We start from the raw sequence: 16,657 nt of genomic DNA on the forward strand, positions 1-16,657 counted from the left end.
AAACCATAAGTGGCCGTTACCGCAGGAATGGATATGTACTCAGAAAACAATCTCCCACAAGCTTCGACGCGGCATGGATCAACGTTGGTAGAGACGCCGATGAAGGTAGTCACAGGTTGACGGACAGGCTCAGGGCGTAAGGGGTCAATAAAATCAAAAGCCAGAGCCAAAGCGAGGCGGTCTACCGGCCGGCCTGTTTTCGGGAGGGAGGGGCAAGGGGAGGATCAGACAGGCAAATGCATGCCAAAGGTGTTCATGCCATGGTCGCTGCGCACGAACACATCCCCGCCATGCATCAGTGCAATCGCCTTGACGATGGCCAGGCCCAGCCCGTGGTTGTTGCCACTGTTGCTGCGCGAGGCGTCGACCCGGTAGAAGCGCTCGAACAGGCGCGGCAGATGCTCGCTGGAAATCGGCACACCCGGGTTGGCGACACCGATGCTGACCTGGTGCTCGCCCGCTTCGATTCGCACCTCGATGACTTGTCCGGGGCCGGTGTGCTGCACGGCGTTATTCAGCAGGTTGATCAAGGCCCGGCGCAGGTGCGCGATCTCGATTCGTACCAGGGCATCGCCACTGACCTGAACCTGTACCTGGGCATCCTCGAGAATGAAATCCAGGTAGTCCAGGGTCGTGGCCACTTCTTCCGCCAGCGAGGTGGAGGTCAGTTTGGTGGCCTTGCTGCCCTGGTCGGCGCTGGCCAGGAACAGCATATCGTTGATGATCGAGCGCAGTCGCTCAAGCTCTTCAAGGTTCGATTGCAGCACCTCGAAATAGTGCTCTGCCGAACGTCCGCGTGTGAGGGCGACCTGGGTCTGGCCGATCAGGTTGGTCAGCGGCGAGCGCAGTTCATGGGCGACATCGGCGTTGAACGATTCCAGGCGCGAGTAGGCCTGTTCGACCCGCTCCAGTGTCGAGTTGAACGAATCGACGAACTGGTTCAGCTCCGGGGGCAGCGATGACAGGCGCAAGCGGCCTGAACGCAACGGCGGGGCCAGGCGCTGGGCTTCCTGGGACAGCTTGATCAACGGTTTGAGCCCGATCCGCGCCACCCAGTAGCCCAACGCCGAGGCCATCAGCACACCGATAACCGCCAGGCTGATCAGGGCGATCAGCAACTGGTGCTGGGTATGGTAGAACGTTTCGGTATCGATACCGATCATGAAGCGCAGGGGCGGGCGCTGGTCCTTGGCCGGAAATTGGCTGACCAGCACTTTCAGCGGGTAGGGGTGATCCGCCAGTTGCATGTCGCGCGTGCCCAGCGGTCCCTCAGCGAAGGCGCGGATGGTCGGTGTCGGATTGCCATATTCGTAATGCGGGTCGCCGCTGACGATCCAGAAACTGATGCGCTTGTCTTCTTCGCCGAGCAGCTTGAGCTTGTTATTGATCTTCACCCAGTGCTCGGGCGTGCCGTAGCGGCCGACGGTGGATTCGAGCACGCTGTAGCGCGCGTCCAGTTCGGCTTCTGGCAACAATCCCAAACCTTTATCGACCTGCTGATAGAGCGCCCAACCGATCAACAAGAACACCAGGAGCGCCACCAGCGTGAACATTCCGCTCAGGCGCAGCGCAATCGAATTACTGGACACCACGGCTCTCCAGCACATAACCCATGCCACGGATGGTGTGCAGCAATTTCTCTTCGAACGGCCCGTCGAGCTTGGCCCGCAGACGTTTGATCGCGACTTCGACCACGTTGGCGTCGCTGTCGAAATTGATGTCCCAGACCATTTCGGCAATCGCTGTTTTCGACAGGATTTCGCCCTGGCGACGGGCCAGCACACTGAGCAGCGAGAACTCCTTGGCGGTCAGGTCCAGGCGCGTGCCGCCACGGGTGGCCTTGCGGCTGATCAAGTCTATCCACAGGTCGGCGATGCTCACTTGCACCGGTTCGTGGCCGCCGCTGCGCCGGGTCAGCGCCTGCAGGCGTGCCACCAGTTCGAGGAAGGAAAACGGCTTGCCCAGGTAGTCGTCGGCACCATCGCGCAGGCCCTTGATGCGGTCTTCGACCCGTTCGCGGGCGGTGAGCATGATCACCGGGGTTTGCTTGCGCGCACGCAAGGCGCGCAATACACCGAAGCCGTCCAGGCCCGGCAGCATGACGTCGAGGACGATCACCGCGTAGTCGCTTTCCAGTGCCAGGTGCAGGCCTTCCACGCCATCGCGGGCCAGGTCCACGGTGTAACCCTGTTCCGTCAGGCCGCGGTGCAGATAGTCCGCGGTTTTTTCTTCGTCTTCGATAATCAGGACGCGCATGACCCCGCCTCAGTCTGTGGTCGCCAGCGCCGGCAGCGCTGTAGGTTTAGGTCGATGAAATAGCCGCTCCAGCCACAAGTATATGACCGGCGTAGTGAACAGCGTCAGTGCCTGGCTCACCAGCAGGCCGCCGACCACGGCGATCCCCAGGGGTTGGCGCAGTTCGGCACCGGTGCCGTAGCCGAGCATCAGCGGTAGGGCACCGAGCAAAGCGGCGAGGGTGGTCATGATGATCGGCCGGAACCGCGTGAGGCACGCCTGGTAGATCGCTTCTTGCGGCGCCAGGCCACCGTTGCGCTGCGCGTCGAGGGCGAAGTCGATCATCAGGATGCCGTTTTTCTTGACGATGCCGATCAGCAGCACCAGCCCGATCAGCGCCATGATCGAAAAGTCCTGGCCGCAGATCCACAGCATGATCACCGCGCCCAGCCCGGCCGAGGGCAGTGTCGAGATGATTGTCAGCGGGTGGACGAAGCTCTCGTAGAGCACGCCGAGAATGATGTATACCGCCACCAGTGCCGCCAGGATCAACCATGGCTGGCTGGCCAGCGAACTCTGGAACGCCTGGGCCGCACCCTGGAAATTACCGCTGATGGCCGTTGGCATGCCGATGTCGACCTTGGCCTGGTTGAGCATGATCACCGCATCGCCCAGCGCCACACCGGGCGCCAGGTTGAACGACAGGTTGGCGGCCGGAAACATGCCGTCATGGGCGATGGACAGCGGCCCCACCGTTGGCGCATCGAATTTCGCCAGGGCCGACAGCGGCACCATTTCCCCGCTCAGGGGTGAACGCAGGTAGAAGTAGTTGAGGCTTTCGGCCTTGCCGCGTTGCCGGGTGTCCAGCTCCAGGATCACGTTGTATTGGTTGATCTGGGTCTGGAATTCGTTGATCTGGCGCTGGCCGAAGGCGTCGTACAGCGCTTCGTCGACATCGCTGGCGGTCAGGCCAAAACGTGCCGCGGCACTGCGGTCGATGCTGATGTGGGTGATGCTGCCGCCCAGTTGCAGGTCGTTGGAAATGTCGCGGAAGGCCGGGTTGCCGCGCAGTTTTTCCGTGAGGCGCTGGGTCCAGGTGCTCAGGACCGCACCGTCGTTGCTCTTGAGCACGTATTGGTACTGGGCCCGGCTCGGGCCGGAGCTGAGGTTGATGTCTTGCCCGGCGCGCAGATACAGGACGATGCCCGGTACTTTCATCAATTGCGGGCGAATACGGTCGATGAACTCGCTGGCTGAAACATCGCGGTCGCCGCGTTTTTTCAGGGCGATCCAGAAGCGGCCGTTGGCGATGGTCTGGTTGCTGCCCGACACCCCGACCGAGTGCGAGAAGGTCTCGACTGCGGGGTCGGCGGCGACGATTTCAGCCATTGCCAGGTGTTTTTTCACCATGTCGCCGTAGGAAATATCGGCGGCAGCTTCGGTGGTACCGAGGACGAACCCGGTGTCCTGGATCGGGAAGAAACCCTTGGGTATAAAAATGTAACCGGCAATGGCCAGGGCCAGCGACAGACCGAACACGCCGATCATCAATTTCTGGTGCGCGAGGGCGCGGCGCAGGCCTTTTTCGTACAGCGCCAGCAGGCGTTCGCCAAAGCCCGGCTTGTCGTGGGCGTGATGCACGGGCGCGCGCATGAACAGCGCTGCCAGGGTGGGCGCCAACGTCAGCGATACCACCACCGAAATCATGATGGTGGAGGTGGCGGTCAGGGCGAACTCCTTGAACAGGCGTCCGACCACACCTCCCATGAACAGCAACGGAATGAACGCCGCGACCAGTGAGAAACTGATCGAAACCACCGTGAAGCCGATTTCTCCTGCGCCCTTGATCGCGGCCTCGCGCATGCCGTCGCCAGCCTCCAGGTGGCGGTGAATGTTTTCCACCACCACGATCGCATCGTCGACCACAAACCCCACGGCCACCACGATCGCCACCAGCGTCAGGTTGTTCAGGCTGAAGCCCATCACGTACATCAACGCAAAACTGGCGATCAGTGAAACCCCAAGTACTGCCGACACGATCAGGGTTGCCGACAGCTGGCGCAGGAACAACGCCATCACCGCCACCACCAGCATGATCGCGATCAGCAAGGTGATTTCCACTTCATGCAGCGAAGCGCGGATTGTCTGCGTGCGGTCGATCAGCGTCTTGACCTGCACCGAAGCCGGCAGCATCCCTTCCAGGCCCGGAAGCGCCGCCTGAATCCGGTCCACGGTCTCGACGATATTGGCCCCCGGCTGGCGGAAGATCACCAGGTTGACGCCCGGTTGTGAGCCCGCCCACGCCTGGACGTAGGCATCTTCCGAGCCGTTGACGACTTTGGCGACATCTCTTAGATGAACCGGTGCGCCATCCTTGTAGGAAACGATCAGTTGGTTGTATTGCTCGGGATGGAACAACTGGTCGTTGGTGGACAGGGTCGAGATGCTCGATTCCCCATAGAGTGCACCTTTGGCCAGGTTGAGGCTGGTCTGCTGGATCGCCAGGCGAATATCGGCCAGGGTCAGGCCGATGGCCGCCAGTTTGTCCGCCGAGACCTGGACACGAATCGCCGGACGTTGCTGGCCGGTGATAGCGACCTGGCCTACACCGTCGATCTGACTGATCTGACGGGACAACAGGGTTTCCACCAAATCACTGAGTTCGGGGCCTGGCATCAAGGACGAGTTGACGCTGAGGATCAGCACCGGGCTGTCGGCCGGGTTGACCTTGCGCCAGGTCGGCAGGTTCGGCATGTCCTTGGGCAGTTTGCCTGCCGCGGTGTTGATGGCGGCCTGGACTTCCTGGGCGGCGGTATCGATGCTTTTGTCGAGGGTGAACTGTAGCGTCAGGATGGTAGAGCCCAGAGCGCTGCTCGAGGTCATTTGCGTTACGCCGGGAATGGCGCTGAATTGCACTTCAAGGGGCGTGGCCACCGATGACGCCATGGTTTCCGGGCTGGCGCCGGGCAGTTGGGCGGCCACCTGTATCGTCGGAAATTCAGCCTCCGGAAGCGGCGCGATGGGCAGGCGCGGGAAGGCGATGACCCCCAGCAGCACCAAGGCAAAGGTCAGCAGAATCGTTGCCACAGGGTGGTCGATGCACCAGGCGGATACCGAACCGTGGCCTTTCATGGCGCCGACTCCGATTGCACAACCTGCGCAGGCTCGGTGAGCACTTGCACTGTGGCGCCGGGCTTGAGCCGCGACTGACCGTCGCTGACCAGCACGTCACCGGGTTTCACCCCTTTGATGATGCTCTCGCCGCTGCCTTGGTGAACCATCTGCACCGTCACGGTTTCAACCTTGTTGCCGTTTACCCGATAGACGAAGTGCTGGTCGAGGCCACGCTGTACGACAGTGGGCGGTACGACCAGCGCATCTTTATCCAGCGCTGTCTGAATCTTTACCGTCACCAACAGGCCGGGCCAGAGTTTTTGCCCAGGATTGTTGAATTCGGCTTTGGCGCGGATGGTGCCGGTGTTGGCGTTGATCTGGTTGTCGATCAGGGTCAAGTGGCCTTCGCCCAGCAGGTTGCCGGTTTCGCCGTCGGTGTCGGCGCCGATGTAGGCCTTGACCTTGGCACGTTGCGGGTCGCTGATCAGGCCTTGCAGGGTCGGCAGCATCTGCTGCGGCAGGGAGAACTCCACGGCGATAGGGTCGATCTGGGTCACCGTGAACAGGCCTTGGGTGTCAGTCATGCGCAGGAAGTTACCCTCATCCACCGTACGAATGCCGACGCGGCCACTGACCGGGGAGCGAATCTGCGTGTACGACAACTGCACCTGAGCCGCGTCAATCGAAGCCTGGTTGCCTTGAGCCGTGGCCTTGAGCTGGTTGACCAATGCTTGTTGCTGGTCGTAGGTCTGTTTGGACACACCGTCATCGACGCTCAACAGTTTGTAGCGCTTGAGGTTGACCTGGGCCACTTGCAGTTGCGCCTGGCTTTCGCCCAGTTGCGCCCTGGCCTGATCCAGGCTGGCGCGGATCGATCGGTCGTCGATAGTGGCCAGCAGGTCGCCTTTGCTCACCAACTGGCCTTCCTTGACCAGGATTTTGGTGAGGATGCCGTCGATTTGCGGGCGGACCACCACGCTGTGCAGCGACAGCACTGAACCGATGCCGCTGACGTAGCGCGGCACGTCTTTTTCGACCACGTTGACCACGCGCACCGGAATGGCGGTCGGTGCTGCCACCCTGGCCGCGGAGGGTTTGGCCAGGTACCACGCACCCAGCGCTACCAGCACGATCAGAAAGGCTGCAAGAACGACGGTTTTTTTCTGGGTTCGCATGCGAGTGGGGCGCCGGGTCGGAAGATGGAAGTGTGCGCAGCTTTAACTACTACGTTATATCCCTGTGACCCGGTCAGGAAAGTGACCGCTGACTGACAGCCGTGTCAGTTTGGTCGTATGGAGTCCCACTCGGTCACGTAGGCTGTTTTGCTTTTCTTGTTGTACAGGCACAGTTCGGTACCTTGCCGGCCTTTCATGTGCTTTTGCGGGTACTGGCCTTGCAGCAGCAGGGCGGTGTAGCCGACCCGATCATCGAACTGCGCGGCGTTGCCGACGGGTTTGGCATTCGCCAGACCGCTGGCCTTGGTGCAACTGGCGAGCAGGGCTTTGTCAAAGGCGGCCCAGGCCTCGGGGCTGGAGGCATGGGCTTGGGTAGTGAGGGCTGTGAGGCAAACGAAGGTCAGGGTGACGGCTTTCATGGTTCAGGGATCCTTGGGCGGGTGTTGGCCAAGGCCTGAGTATGCCTGAAGGTTTGGGTCAGACCGGCACCGGTTCCCGGCGGACTACATACATCCCGGCGCTTTCATACAGCCGTCGTGCGCGAACGTTGTCTTCCAGCACTTTCAAATCGACATACCCTTCGCGCCGAAGTTGAAACACCTTGAAGGCATTGAGCAGCAACGCTCGCCCCAGACCGTGGCCTTGAGCCCGTGGATGCACCACCAGATTCTTGATGTAGGCACTGGTCCAGCACTGGCATACACCCGCGATACCCTGGGCATCCAGGGCGATGAAGCACAATGCCGGATCATATTCAGGATCGGTTTCAAACCGTTGTTGCCAGATGCCCAGGGCCGGGACGCGGCCACCTCCTTGGGAGTGACCCAGTTCCAGCAAGCGATGAACCTCTTCTGCCTGGCCTGGACCATACCCGGCCAGGACGATCCCCTGAGGCCAGGTGATGGCGGGCACAGCTTCAGTGAGACTGCGCCGCATGAGAAAGCAGAATGGCTCGTTCAAGACTCAATGACCTTGTTCGGCCACGGCCTTGGCCGCGTCGATCAGGCACTTGGTCAGCTCCGGCGAAGAGAACTTGGTCAGTACCGCATTCGCCCCCGCAAGCCGTGCTTTTTCGCTGTTCATCGCACTGTCCAGGGACGTATGCAACAGCACGTAGAGGTGCGCGAAGTCCGGGGTTTCACGCAGGGTACGGGTGAAGGCGTAGCCGTCCATTTCGGACATTTCGATATCGGAGACGATCAGGTTGATCTGCTGGGCGGTGCCTTGCAGGTCCAGCAGGCAGTCGATTGCTTCCTTGGCACTGCGGGCCGTGTGGCATTGCAGACCGAGGTTGCGCAAGGTGTGCACCGATTGTTGCAGCGCGACCTGACTGTCATCGACCACCAGGATACGAGCGCTGCCCAGTATTTCTGCATCTTCCATGCTGAGTTCGGTCGGCGCCATGTCGATGGGCACCGGGGCGATGCCATGGATGACCTTTTCGATGTCCAGCACCTGCACCAGGGTGCCGTCGACCGAGGTGACGCCGGTGATGTACGAGCGCGAACCGCCCGAGCCAAAGGGCGGTGGACGGATGTCGGTGGTCAGGCAGTGCACGATCTTGCTCACCGCCTGTACATGCAAGCCTTGCTTGGAGCGGCTGACGTCAGTGACGATCAGGCAGCCACCGTCAGGGTCTTCCAGCGGGCGCTCCCCGATCGCGCGGCTGAGATCAATCACCGACAAGGATGCGCCGCGCAGGGTGGCGATGCCTTTGACGTGGGGATGCGATTCGGGGAGTTTGGTCAGTGGCGGGCACGGGATGATTTCACTGACTTTGAGCAGGTTGATCGCCATCAGCTTGCCGCTGCGCAAGGTAAACAGCAGAAGCGAAAGTGAATCTGCGCGGGCTTTGGTGGAGGACATAAAAACCTTCTGTGGAAAAAGGTGGCGAGGCGATCGGTGGATCACCCACAGCTATCGATGTCAGGTTATCGACGTGTCGGGGGCAGGCTTTAGGAAAAATCCCCTGAGCCCGTCCAGAGCCTTGCAAAAATTGAAACAAAAAAGCCCCGCCTCTTCAAAAGAGAGCGGGGCTCTTGTATTGCATCGAGGCGGTTGGAGTAGAACTTACTCGTCGTCGCCCATCTGCGATTGCAGGTAGTTCTCGATTCCGATCTTGTCGATCAGGCCCAATTGGGTTTCCAGCCAGTCGATATGTTCTTCTTCGGACTCGAGGATATCTTCGAGCAGTTCACGGCTGCCGAAGTCACCCACTTTTTCGCAATGGGCGATCGCCACTTTCAGATCGGCATGGCCGGTTTTCTCGATTCGCAGGTCGCACTCGATCATTTCCTGAGTGTGCTCGCCGATCTGCAGCTTGCCCAGGTCCTGGACATTCGGCAGGCCTTCAAGGAACAGGATGCGCTTGATCAGCTTGTCCGCGTGCTTCATCTCGTCGATGGATTCGTGGTACTCGTGCTTGCCGAGCTTGTTCAGACCCCAATCTTCGTACATGCGTGCATGCAGGAAGTACTGATTGATCGCGACCAGCTCATTGGCAAGGATCTTGTTGAGATGCTGGATGACTGTAACGTCGCCTTTCATGATGGGGTCCTGCCCTGTATTAGCTGTCTATAAGGCAGAGTTTGAGCCGCACAACTAAGAGTGTCAAACCTAAGTTATTGAATAATAAATGAAAATTAATCGGAATAAGAATGTTTGTGTTCCGCGTCTAGAGCCTAAGCAATTGATTTTCAGGCATAAAAAAACCGGACTAGAGTCCGGTTCTTTGAAATACGGTATTTATGCAGCAGTAAATTCAACTGGAAAAGGAATCGCAGCCTGGGCCGTTTGCAATTTGGTCAGGGTCTCGCGGACCACTTCCTTGGCAAGGCAGGCACATTTGCCGCATTGACTGGCAACGCCGGTGGCCTGGCGCACTTCCTTGTAGCTGCAGCATCCTTCATAGATCGCATCGCGGATTTGGCCGTCGGTGACGCCAGTGCAGAGGCAAACATACATAAGTGAAAACCGTCGCTGTTTATGTCTCGAATGCGATGGATCTTAATGTTAACGAGAATGATTGTCAAAGTGCTTTGGGAGCGGTTTTTGACAGGTCTGACGAACGGTTGGCCAACCCAAGCTGTAAACCGAAAGACCCTTCGTCCTTTTTTGCGCCCAGGGGAGAAACCGTTAAGGACAGGCCAAAAACGCAGTGTATGATGGCCGGTCTTTTCGAAACGGGTTCGTGTCACAGGGCTGTCGCCTGAGGGTGGCAGGCTGACGCAAACCTTGTTCTTAACGCTTCTACACCAGGAGATATCCAATGAGCGTACTCGTAGGCAAACAAGCCCCTGACTTCACCGTACCGGCCGTACTCGGCAATGGCGAAATCGTGGACAGCTTCACCCTGTCGTCGGCCATCAAAGGCAAATACGGCCTGGTGTTCTTCTACCCACTGGACTTCACCTTCGTTTGCCCGTCGGAGCTGATCGCTCTGGACAACCGCATGTCCGAGTTCAAGGCGCGCAACGTTGAAGTGGTCGCTGTGTCGATCGACTCGCACTTCACCCACAACGCCTGGCGCAACACCCCGGTAAACGATGGCGGTATCGGCGCAGTTCGTTACACAATGGCTGCCGACATCAAGCAGGAAATCATGAAGGCCTACGACGTTCAGTCCGCTGACGGCGTGGCTTTCCGTGGCGCATTCCTGATCGACGACAAAGGCGTTGTCCGCTCGCAGATCATCAACGACCTGCCGCTGGGCCGTAACATGGAAGAGCTGCTGCGTCTGGTCGATGCTCTGCAATTCCACGAAGAGCACGGTGAAGTTTGCCCTGCCAACTGGAAAAAAGGCGACAAAGGCATGAACGCTTCGCCAGAAGGCGTTGCGGCTTACCTGACCGAGCACGCTGCTGCGCTGTAAGGCACACGCTCCGGCTATAAAAAGCAGGTACAAAAAAACCGGCCTCTGAGGCCGGTTTTTTTATGGGTGGGATTCAATCCGCGAATGTATCAATCGCCGAAATCTTCCCAACCGCCCATTTGTTTCCAGCGATTGACGATGCCGCAGAACAGCTCGGCAGTCTTCTCGGTGTCGTAGCGAGCCGAGTGCGCCTCGCGACCGTCGAAGTCGATGTCGGCGGCCTGGCAGGCCTTGGCCAGCACGGTCTGGCCATAAGCCAGGCCCGCGAGCGTCGCGGTATCGAAACTGGAGAATGGATGGAACGGGTTGCGCTTCATGTCCAGGCGCGCAACCGCGGCATTGAGGAAGCCCAGGTCGAAGCTGCTGTTGTGCCCAACCAGGATCGCCCGTTTGCAGCCGTTGGCCTTGAGCGCCTTGCGCACGCCGCGGAAGATATCGTTCAGCGCTGCTTCTTCACTCACGGCCATGCGCAGCGGGTGATCGAGCTTGATCCCGGTAAACTCCAGGGCCGCCGCTTCGATGTTCGCACCTTCAAATGGCTCGACCCGGAAGAAGTAGGTGTGATCGGGGTACACAAAACCCTTTTCATCCATGGCGATCGTCGTTGCAGCGATTTCCAGCAAGGCGTCGGTGGCCGAGTTGAAACCACCGGTTTCTACGTCGACGACAACTGGCAAGTAGCCACGAAACCTGGCGGCCATTGGATGACGGGAACCGCCGCCACCGCCTTGACCTTCCTGTTCGTCGTCGAAATGGTCTTCACTCACGCGTGTTCCTCCAGCAGGCGCCAGCGCAGTTTTTCACCGGCGCGCAGCGGGATAACGGTCAGCTCGCCAAACGGCAGGCTGGTTGGGGCGGTCCATTCTTCGCGGACCAGGGTAATGCGATCGGTGTTGGCCGGCAGGCCGTAGAAACGCGGGCCGTTGAGGCTGGCGAAAGCTTCGAGCTTGTCCAGCGCGTTGCGCTGTTCGAAGGCTTCGGCGTACATCTCGATCGCCGCATAGGCGGTGTAGCAGCCGGCGCAGCCGCAAGCGGCCTCTTTGGCGTGCTGGGCGTGGGGCGCCGAGTCGGTGCCGAGGAAGAACTTTTCGCTGCCGCTGGTGGCGGCGTCGAGCAAGGCTTCCTGGTGCGTATTGCGCTTGAGGATCGGCAAGCAGTAGAAGTGCGGCCGAATTCCGCCCACCAGCATGTGGTTGCGGTTGTACAGCAGGTGGTGCGCGGTGATGGTTGCGCCAACGTTGGCCGAAGCAGAGTTGACGAACTGCACGGCGTCGGCGGTGGTGATGTGTTCGAACACCACTTTGAGCGTCGGGAAACGCTCGACCACACGACGCATGTGCTCATCGATGAAGATTTTTTCGCGGTCGAACACGTCGACATCGCCGCGGGTGACTTCACCGTGGATCAACAAAGGCATCCCGATTTCGGCCATGGCCTCGAGTGCAGGGAAGATCTTGTCGATGCTGGTGACGCCAGAGTCCGAGTTGGTGGTCGCGCCGGCCGGGTACAGCTTGGCGGCGTGAATGAAACCGCTGGCCTTGGCCTCGCGAATTTCTTCAGGCTGGGTGCGGTCGGTGAGGTACAGCACCATCAGCGGTTCGAACTGGCTGCCGGCCGGGCGGGCAGCGAGAATCCGCTGGCGATAGCCGTCGGCTTCAGCCGCATTGCGCACCGGTGGTACCAGGTTGGGCATGATGATGGCGCGGCCAAAGGTGCGCGCGACATCCGCGACGGTATTGGTCAACACGGCACCATCGCGAAGATGAATATGCCAGTCGTCGGGACGCAGCAGGGTCAGGCGGTCGGACATGAGGGGATTCCAGGCGGGTCAAACTCAAGGGAATGCTACCGGAAAAGACTCTTGCAGGCACTCGCTATCAAGTTTTACGGGAAGCTTCCGATATCCAACAGGTATGCCGTAAACATCTGTGTGTCGGTCTTTTTGTTGTAGAAGCCAGTGGAGCCTCCCGTGCGCCAGCGTTATTTAGCCTTGCTCAGTGTGTTTGCCAGCCTTCCCGCCATGGCGCTCACTTTCCAGACTCGCCTGGAGAGCATCGAGTGGACGGTCGAAGGCGACAAATTCGAGTGCCGGCTGACTCAGCCGATCACCGATTTCGGCTCGGGTGAATTCGTGCGGCGCGCAGGCGAACAGGCGACGTTTCGTTTGAATGCCTACAACGCAATGCTGGGCGGCGGTTCTGCCACCTTGCTGGCGGCCGCCGCGCCTTGGCAGCCGGGACGCGGTGATATCAATCTGGGCACGGTGCGGATTGGCGGCGGCAATGTCCTGTTCAACAGCTCGCAGGCCCAGGCCGGACGCTTGATCAGCGGCCTGATGGATGGACGCAGTCCTGTGGTTCGGAGCTCCTCGGGTGATGGCCGGGTCTCGGAGGTGCGTTTGTTGCCGGTCAAGTTCAACAAGGCATTTGCCGACTATCAGGGTTGTGTGGCCAAGTTGCTGCCGCAGAACTTCGATCAGGTGAAGCAATCCCAGGTCGGCTTCCCCGGTGGCGGTATCGATCTGGACGGGGCCGCCAAGGACAGGCTGCAAGTGATGCTGGAATACATGAAGGCCGATCCGACGGTCAATCGCATCGAACTGGACGGCCACTCCGATAACAGCGGCAATCGCCTCACCAACCGTGACCTGTCACGGCGAAGGGCGCTGGCGGTGATGGAGTTCTTCAAGGCCAACGGCATCCAGGAATCGCAGATTACCCTGCGTTTCCATGGCGAGCGCTATCCGCTGGCACCCAATACCAGCAACGTTAACCGAGCGAAAAACCGCCGGGTAGCGATACGCCTGGAGCGCGGAGCCCCCGCAGAGCAGGTGGCCCCTCAAGCGACCAGGCCCGCCGCTTCGGCAACTTCCTGACCCCTCTGGTCATCGTCGCGCTCTCGACATAATCTGTCGCTTCGTCGTCATAAGCTGTCGCGCCACTGTAAATTATTCTGTATGGGCGGTAGACTTGACGGCTTTCCGTAGAACCCCGTGGAGTGATGGCATGGCGGACGTAAACAAGGTCGTTCTGGCGTATTCCGGCGGCCTGGACACTTCGGTGATCCTCAAGTGGCTGCAGGATACTTATAACTGTGAAGTGGTGACCTTCACCGCTGACCTGGGTCAGGGCGAAGAGGTCGAACCTGCACGTGCCAAGGCTCAAGCCATGGGCGTGAAAGAGATCTACATCGACGACTTGCGCGAAGAGTTCGTGCGCGATTTCGTTTTCCCGATGTTCCGCGCCAACACCGTTTACGAAGGCGAGTACCTGCTGGGTACTTCCATCGCTCGTCCGTTGATCGCCAAACGCCTGATCGAAATCGCCAACGAAACCGGCGCTGACGCCATATCCCACGGCGCCACCGGCAAGGGTAACGACCAGGTTCGTTTCGAACTGGGCGCCTACGCCTTGAAACCAGGTGTGAAAGTGATCGCTCCGTGGCGTGAATGGGACCTGCTGTCCCGTGAGAAGCTGATGGATTACGCTGAAAAGCACGCCATCCCGATCGAGCGTCACGGCAAGAAAAAATCCCCGTACTCGATGGATGCCAACCTGCTGCACATCTCCTATGAAGGCGGCGTGCTGGAAGACACCTGGACCGAGCACGAAGAAGACATGTGGCGCTGGACCGTCTCCCCGGAGAACGCTCCCGACAAACCGCAGTACCTGGAACTGACCTACCGTAACGGCGACATCGTGGCACTGGACGGCGTCGAAATGACCCCGGCCACCGTGCTGGCGACCCTGAACCGCATCGGTGGCGAACACGGTATCGGCCGCCTGGACATCGTCGAGAACCGTTACGTGGGCATGAAGTCCCGTGGCTGCTACGAAACCCCTGGTGGCACCATCATGCTGCGCGCCCACCGTGCGATCGAATCGATCACCCTGGACCGCGAAGTGGCTCACCTCAAAGACGAGCTGATGCCCAAGTACGCCAGCCTGATCTACACCGGTTACTGGTGGAGCCCTGAGCGTCTGATGCTGCAACAGATGATCGATGCCTCCCAGGCCCACGTGAACGGCGTGGTTCGCCTGAAGCTGTACAAAGGCAACGTGATTGTCACCGGTCGCAAGTCCGATGAGTCGTTGTTCGACGCCAACATTGCCACTTTCGAAGAAGATGGCGGCGCGTACAACCAGGCTGACGCAGCGGGCTTCATCAAGCTCAACGCCTTGCGCATGCGCATCGCGGCGAACAAAGGTCGCAAGCTGTTCTGAGACCTTTGATGTAATGGAATGTGTGGCCCGGTCATCGACGGGGCCACACATTTGAAAAGGGGGATCTTGCCTGTTTCAGCATTCTTCCTGGTTTTTACCATCACCTCTCTCATCCTTCCCTTCTGATTGATCGTCAAACGCTACGGGCTGCCGTAAGTCGATTGGCAAATGTTGATCAATGACCGTCAAACCCTGTGAACTCAAGTTGTAAGCAGCACAGAACGTTGTGCGGCAGCGTTTCCTCGCGTGTTTTGAAGGGGTGGCCGCGCTTTCCTTCAGCTTTGAATCTGACTCGGTACAGGTGAGGAAAACAACTGCACGTGCAGCTTTTCCCGGTTCGTTGTGAAGGCTTTCCATCAAGTGGCTGAACTCGACGTTTCTTGTCATCGCGCGTGCATCAACGACATACAGGTCTCTGAGCCGTTCAGGCAGGCGTATGCGGTGTAGCGCCGAAAGAGCGACGCCATGGAACGATTCTGAAGGTGGGTCTTGTGCTTTGGAGGGACGGTGAATGGATCTGCCACCACTGTCCGATGTCCTGCCGGCGGACTTTCTGCTCTTCCTGTTCTCGGGTTGCTCGACACCGTCCATGACTTTAATGAAGTGTTTCCCCTTTTCGAAGTCGGAGGGGGCGTAAAGCGATCGATAGTTGAAGTTGAGCGTGGCGAAGAACAGCAACAGCAGATAGAAGGGAAAGCTGATCAGGAACCAGATATAGACGTCTCTATCGTCGTCATCGAGGAAGGGCAGTGAAACCGCCGCTGATGTTTCAGACAGGGTTGCGAATATGGCAATCACTGTCATGGGGTTGCTTATTCTTTTTTTGAGCTTATCCATGTTCAATCCCTTCGTTGGTAGTTCCTGTTTTTTGAATTTAAAGCATCTAACGTATGTTTGGCATCCAAGGGGTTTCTATTTTTCAATTGATTTAATGTCAGGCGGGCGCCATTTCCGTTTGTGGTTTTCTTATGATTAGCGGTGTGTTGGTTTTTACTGTAAGAGTGAGTGAATAAGTTGTGTGTGATATTTCTTGGGTTAGAGGTGATGTTGGATAACCTTAGTTACTTTTTGGTTTGTGAATAGGGATGGTATATGTCGGGTCGCTGTCTAAAAATCAAATTTCCCTGATTTTTTTGTTGCAGATCGATACAAAAAAATAATCTCAATTAGAAAGTCAAGTGCTCAATAAAAGTTTTCTACCCCGCAAATTCTTGGATTTTTTGTAAGAAAAATCTCTGTTTTTTGTAGGGAATGTCTCTCGGTGCGAGTGACCGGGGGGGGCGACATGCCAGGGGGGAAACGACTAGGCTATTGTGCGGGCTCTAAAAATTCGAATAGCGAAATTGGACTTGCCCATGAATAAAGTGCTGATTGTGGATGATCACCCCGTCATTCGTCTTGCGGTACGAATGCTGATGGAGCGTCATGGCTACGAAGTCATTGCAGAAACAGATAATGGTGTGGATGCATTACAACTAGCCAGAGAATATATGCCGGACATAGTCATCCTGGATATTGGAATACCGAAGCTGGACGGCCTGGAAGTTATTGCGCGACTGACATCGGCTGCGATGCCGATGAAAGTGCTGATATTGACCTCCCAGTCCCCTGGACATTTTTCCATGCGCTGCATGCAGTCGGGAGCCGCCGGATATGTGTGCAAACAACAGGACCTTACGGAGTTACTCAGTGCAATAAAGGCTGTCTTGTCTGGCTACAGTTACTTTCCCAATCAGGCTTTGCATACCGTGCGTGCCAGTCTTGGCAACGCCAGTGAAGCCGATATGGTGGATCGTCTGTCAGGGCGGGAGATGATGGTGTTGCAACAGTTGGCCAGGGGCAAGACCAATAAAGAGATTGCCGATGGGATGTTTCTCAGCAACAAGACCGTCAGTACCTACAAGACCCGACTGCTATTGAAACTCAATGCTCGCTCCCTGGTCGATCTGATCGAGTTGGCCCAGCGTAACGGCCTGGCATGATGAGCCCTGGGTTGACGAAGTACGACAGGCGGGCATTTATCGCGACTCGACACTTGG

The 16,657-nt window shown here is 58.4% G+C and carries 16 protein-coding genes; 4 read left to right on the forward strand and 12 right to left on the reverse strand.

Going from position 1 to position 16,657, the window contains the following annotated elements; all coding sequences use genetic code 11:
• Positions 1–224: 224 nt before the first annotated feature.
• From PMI35_RS21780 to PMI35_RS21740, 9 genes are all read right to left on the reverse strand, one after another.
• Entirely contained in the window at positions 225–1,589 is a 1,365-nt protein-coding gene (locus PMI35_RS21780; protein WP_008057522.1) for a heavy metal sensor histidine kinase, read from the reverse strand.
• On the reverse strand, positions 1,579–2,256 hold the full coding sequence (locus PMI35_RS21775) for a heavy metal response regulator transcription factor (protein WP_007998286.1): 678 nt from the start codon (positions 2,254–2,256) through the stop codon (positions 1,579–1,581). Before PMI35_RS21775 ends, PMI35_RS21780 begins: the two co-directional genes overlap by 11 nt.
• A gap of 9 nt (positions 2,257–2,265) precedes the next feature.
• Positions 2,266–5,367 (reverse strand): multidrug efflux RND transporter permease subunit, encoded by a 3,102-nt coding sequence (locus PMI35_RS21770; protein WP_008057523.1) that lies wholly within the window; start codon positions 5,365–5,367, stop codon positions 2,266–2,268.
• Complete coding sequence (locus tag PMI35_RS21765) at positions 5,364–6,524, reverse strand: efflux RND transporter periplasmic adaptor subunit (protein ID WP_008057524.1); 1,161 nt, start codon at positions 6,522–6,524, stop codon at positions 5,364–5,366. Before PMI35_RS21765 ends, PMI35_RS21770 begins: the two co-directional genes overlap by 4 nt.
• Before the next feature lie 104 nt (positions 6,525–6,628).
• A complete protein-coding gene (locus PMI35_RS21760) occupies positions 6,629–6,943 on the reverse strand; it encodes a hypothetical protein (RefSeq protein ID WP_008057525.1) in 315 nt (104 codons plus the stop codon).
• Positions 6,944–7,001: 58 nt separating this feature from the next.
• The gene (locus PMI35_RS21755; protein WP_008057526.1) at positions 7,002–7,460 is read right to left on the reverse strand and encodes a GNAT family N-acetyltransferase; all 459 of its coding nucleotides are present in this window, start codon (positions 7,458–7,460) and stop codon (positions 7,002–7,004) included.
• Between the two features lie 27 nt (positions 7,461–7,487).
• Positions 7,488–8,390 carry a chemotaxis protein CheV gene (locus PMI35_RS21750; RefSeq protein ID WP_008057527.1) on the reverse strand — a complete coding sequence of 301 codons (903 nt, stop codon included), beginning with the start codon at positions 8,388–8,390 and terminating at the stop codon, positions 7,488–7,490.
• A 204-nt stretch (positions 8,391–8,594) separates the two neighbouring features.
• Entirely contained in the window at positions 8,595–9,071 is a 477-nt protein-coding gene (gene bfr / locus PMI35_RS21745; RefSeq protein ID WP_008057528.1) for a bacterioferritin, read from the reverse strand.
• Between the two features lie 198 nt (positions 9,072–9,269).
• Positions 9,270–9,488 (reverse strand): bacterioferritin-associated ferredoxin, encoded by a 219-nt coding sequence (locus PMI35_RS21740; protein WP_008057530.1) that lies wholly within the window; start codon positions 9,486–9,488, stop codon positions 9,270–9,272.
• Positions 9,489–9,792: 304 nt separating this feature from the next.
• Between PMI35_RS21740 and PMI35_RS21735 the strand changes: the two genes are divergently transcribed.
• A complete protein-coding gene (locus tag PMI35_RS21735) occupies positions 9,793–10,395 on the forward strand; it encodes a peroxiredoxin (RefSeq protein WP_008057532.1) in 603 nt (200 codons plus the stop codon).
• Between the two features lie 89 nt (positions 10,396–10,484).
• On the opposite strand, the gene rnt is transcribed toward PMI35_RS21735, so the two are convergent.
• Both rnt and pyrC read right to left on the reverse strand, forming a co-directional pair.
• Entirely contained in the window at positions 10,485–11,162 is a 678-nt protein-coding gene (gene rnt, locus PMI35_RS21730) for a ribonuclease T (protein WP_008057533.1), read from the reverse strand.
• Entirely contained in the window at positions 11,159–12,205 is a 1,047-nt protein-coding gene (gene pyrC / locus PMI35_RS21725; RefSeq protein ID WP_008057535.1) for a dihydroorotase, read from the reverse strand. Before pyrC ends, rnt begins: the two co-directional genes overlap by 4 nt.
• A gap of 159 nt (positions 12,206–12,364) precedes the next feature.
• On the opposite strand from pyrC, the gene PMI35_RS21720 reads away from it, so the two are divergent.
• Together PMI35_RS21720 and PMI35_RS21715 are read left to right on the forward strand one after the other, a co-directional pair.
• Positions 12,365–13,270, forward strand: coding sequence for a flagellar protein MotY (locus PMI35_RS21720; protein WP_008057536.1), 906 nt, complete (start codon positions 12,365–12,367; stop codon positions 13,268–13,270).
• A 130-nt stretch (positions 13,271–13,400) separates the two neighbouring features.
• Positions 13,401–14,618 carry an argininosuccinate synthase gene (locus tag PMI35_RS21715; RefSeq protein WP_007938916.1) on the forward strand — a complete coding sequence of 406 codons (1,218 nt, stop codon included), beginning with the start codon at positions 13,401–13,403 and terminating at the stop codon, positions 14,616–14,618.
• Between the two features lie 75 nt (positions 14,619–14,693).
• Here the strand turns inward: PMI35_RS21715 and PMI35_RS21710 are convergent, their stop codons facing one another.
• Positions 14,694–15,455 (reverse strand): hypothetical protein, encoded by a 762-nt coding sequence (locus PMI35_RS21710; protein WP_008057538.1) that lies wholly within the window; start codon positions 15,453–15,455, stop codon positions 14,694–14,696.
• A gap of 518 nt (positions 15,456–15,973) precedes the next feature.
• On the opposite strand from PMI35_RS21710, the gene PMI35_RS21705 reads away from it, so the two are divergent.
• Positions 15,974–16,600 carry a response regulator transcription factor gene (locus tag PMI35_RS21705; protein ID WP_008057539.1) on the forward strand — a complete coding sequence of 209 codons (627 nt, stop codon included), beginning with the start codon at positions 15,974–15,976 and terminating at the stop codon, positions 16,598–16,600.
• Positions 16,601–16,657 lie beyond the last annotated feature (57 nt).

Source organism: Pseudomonas sp. GM78, from assembly GCF_000282475.1.
In the GTDB taxonomy this organism is placed as follows: domain Bacteria; phylum Pseudomonadota; class Gammaproteobacteria; order Pseudomonadales; family Pseudomonadaceae; genus Aquipseudomonas.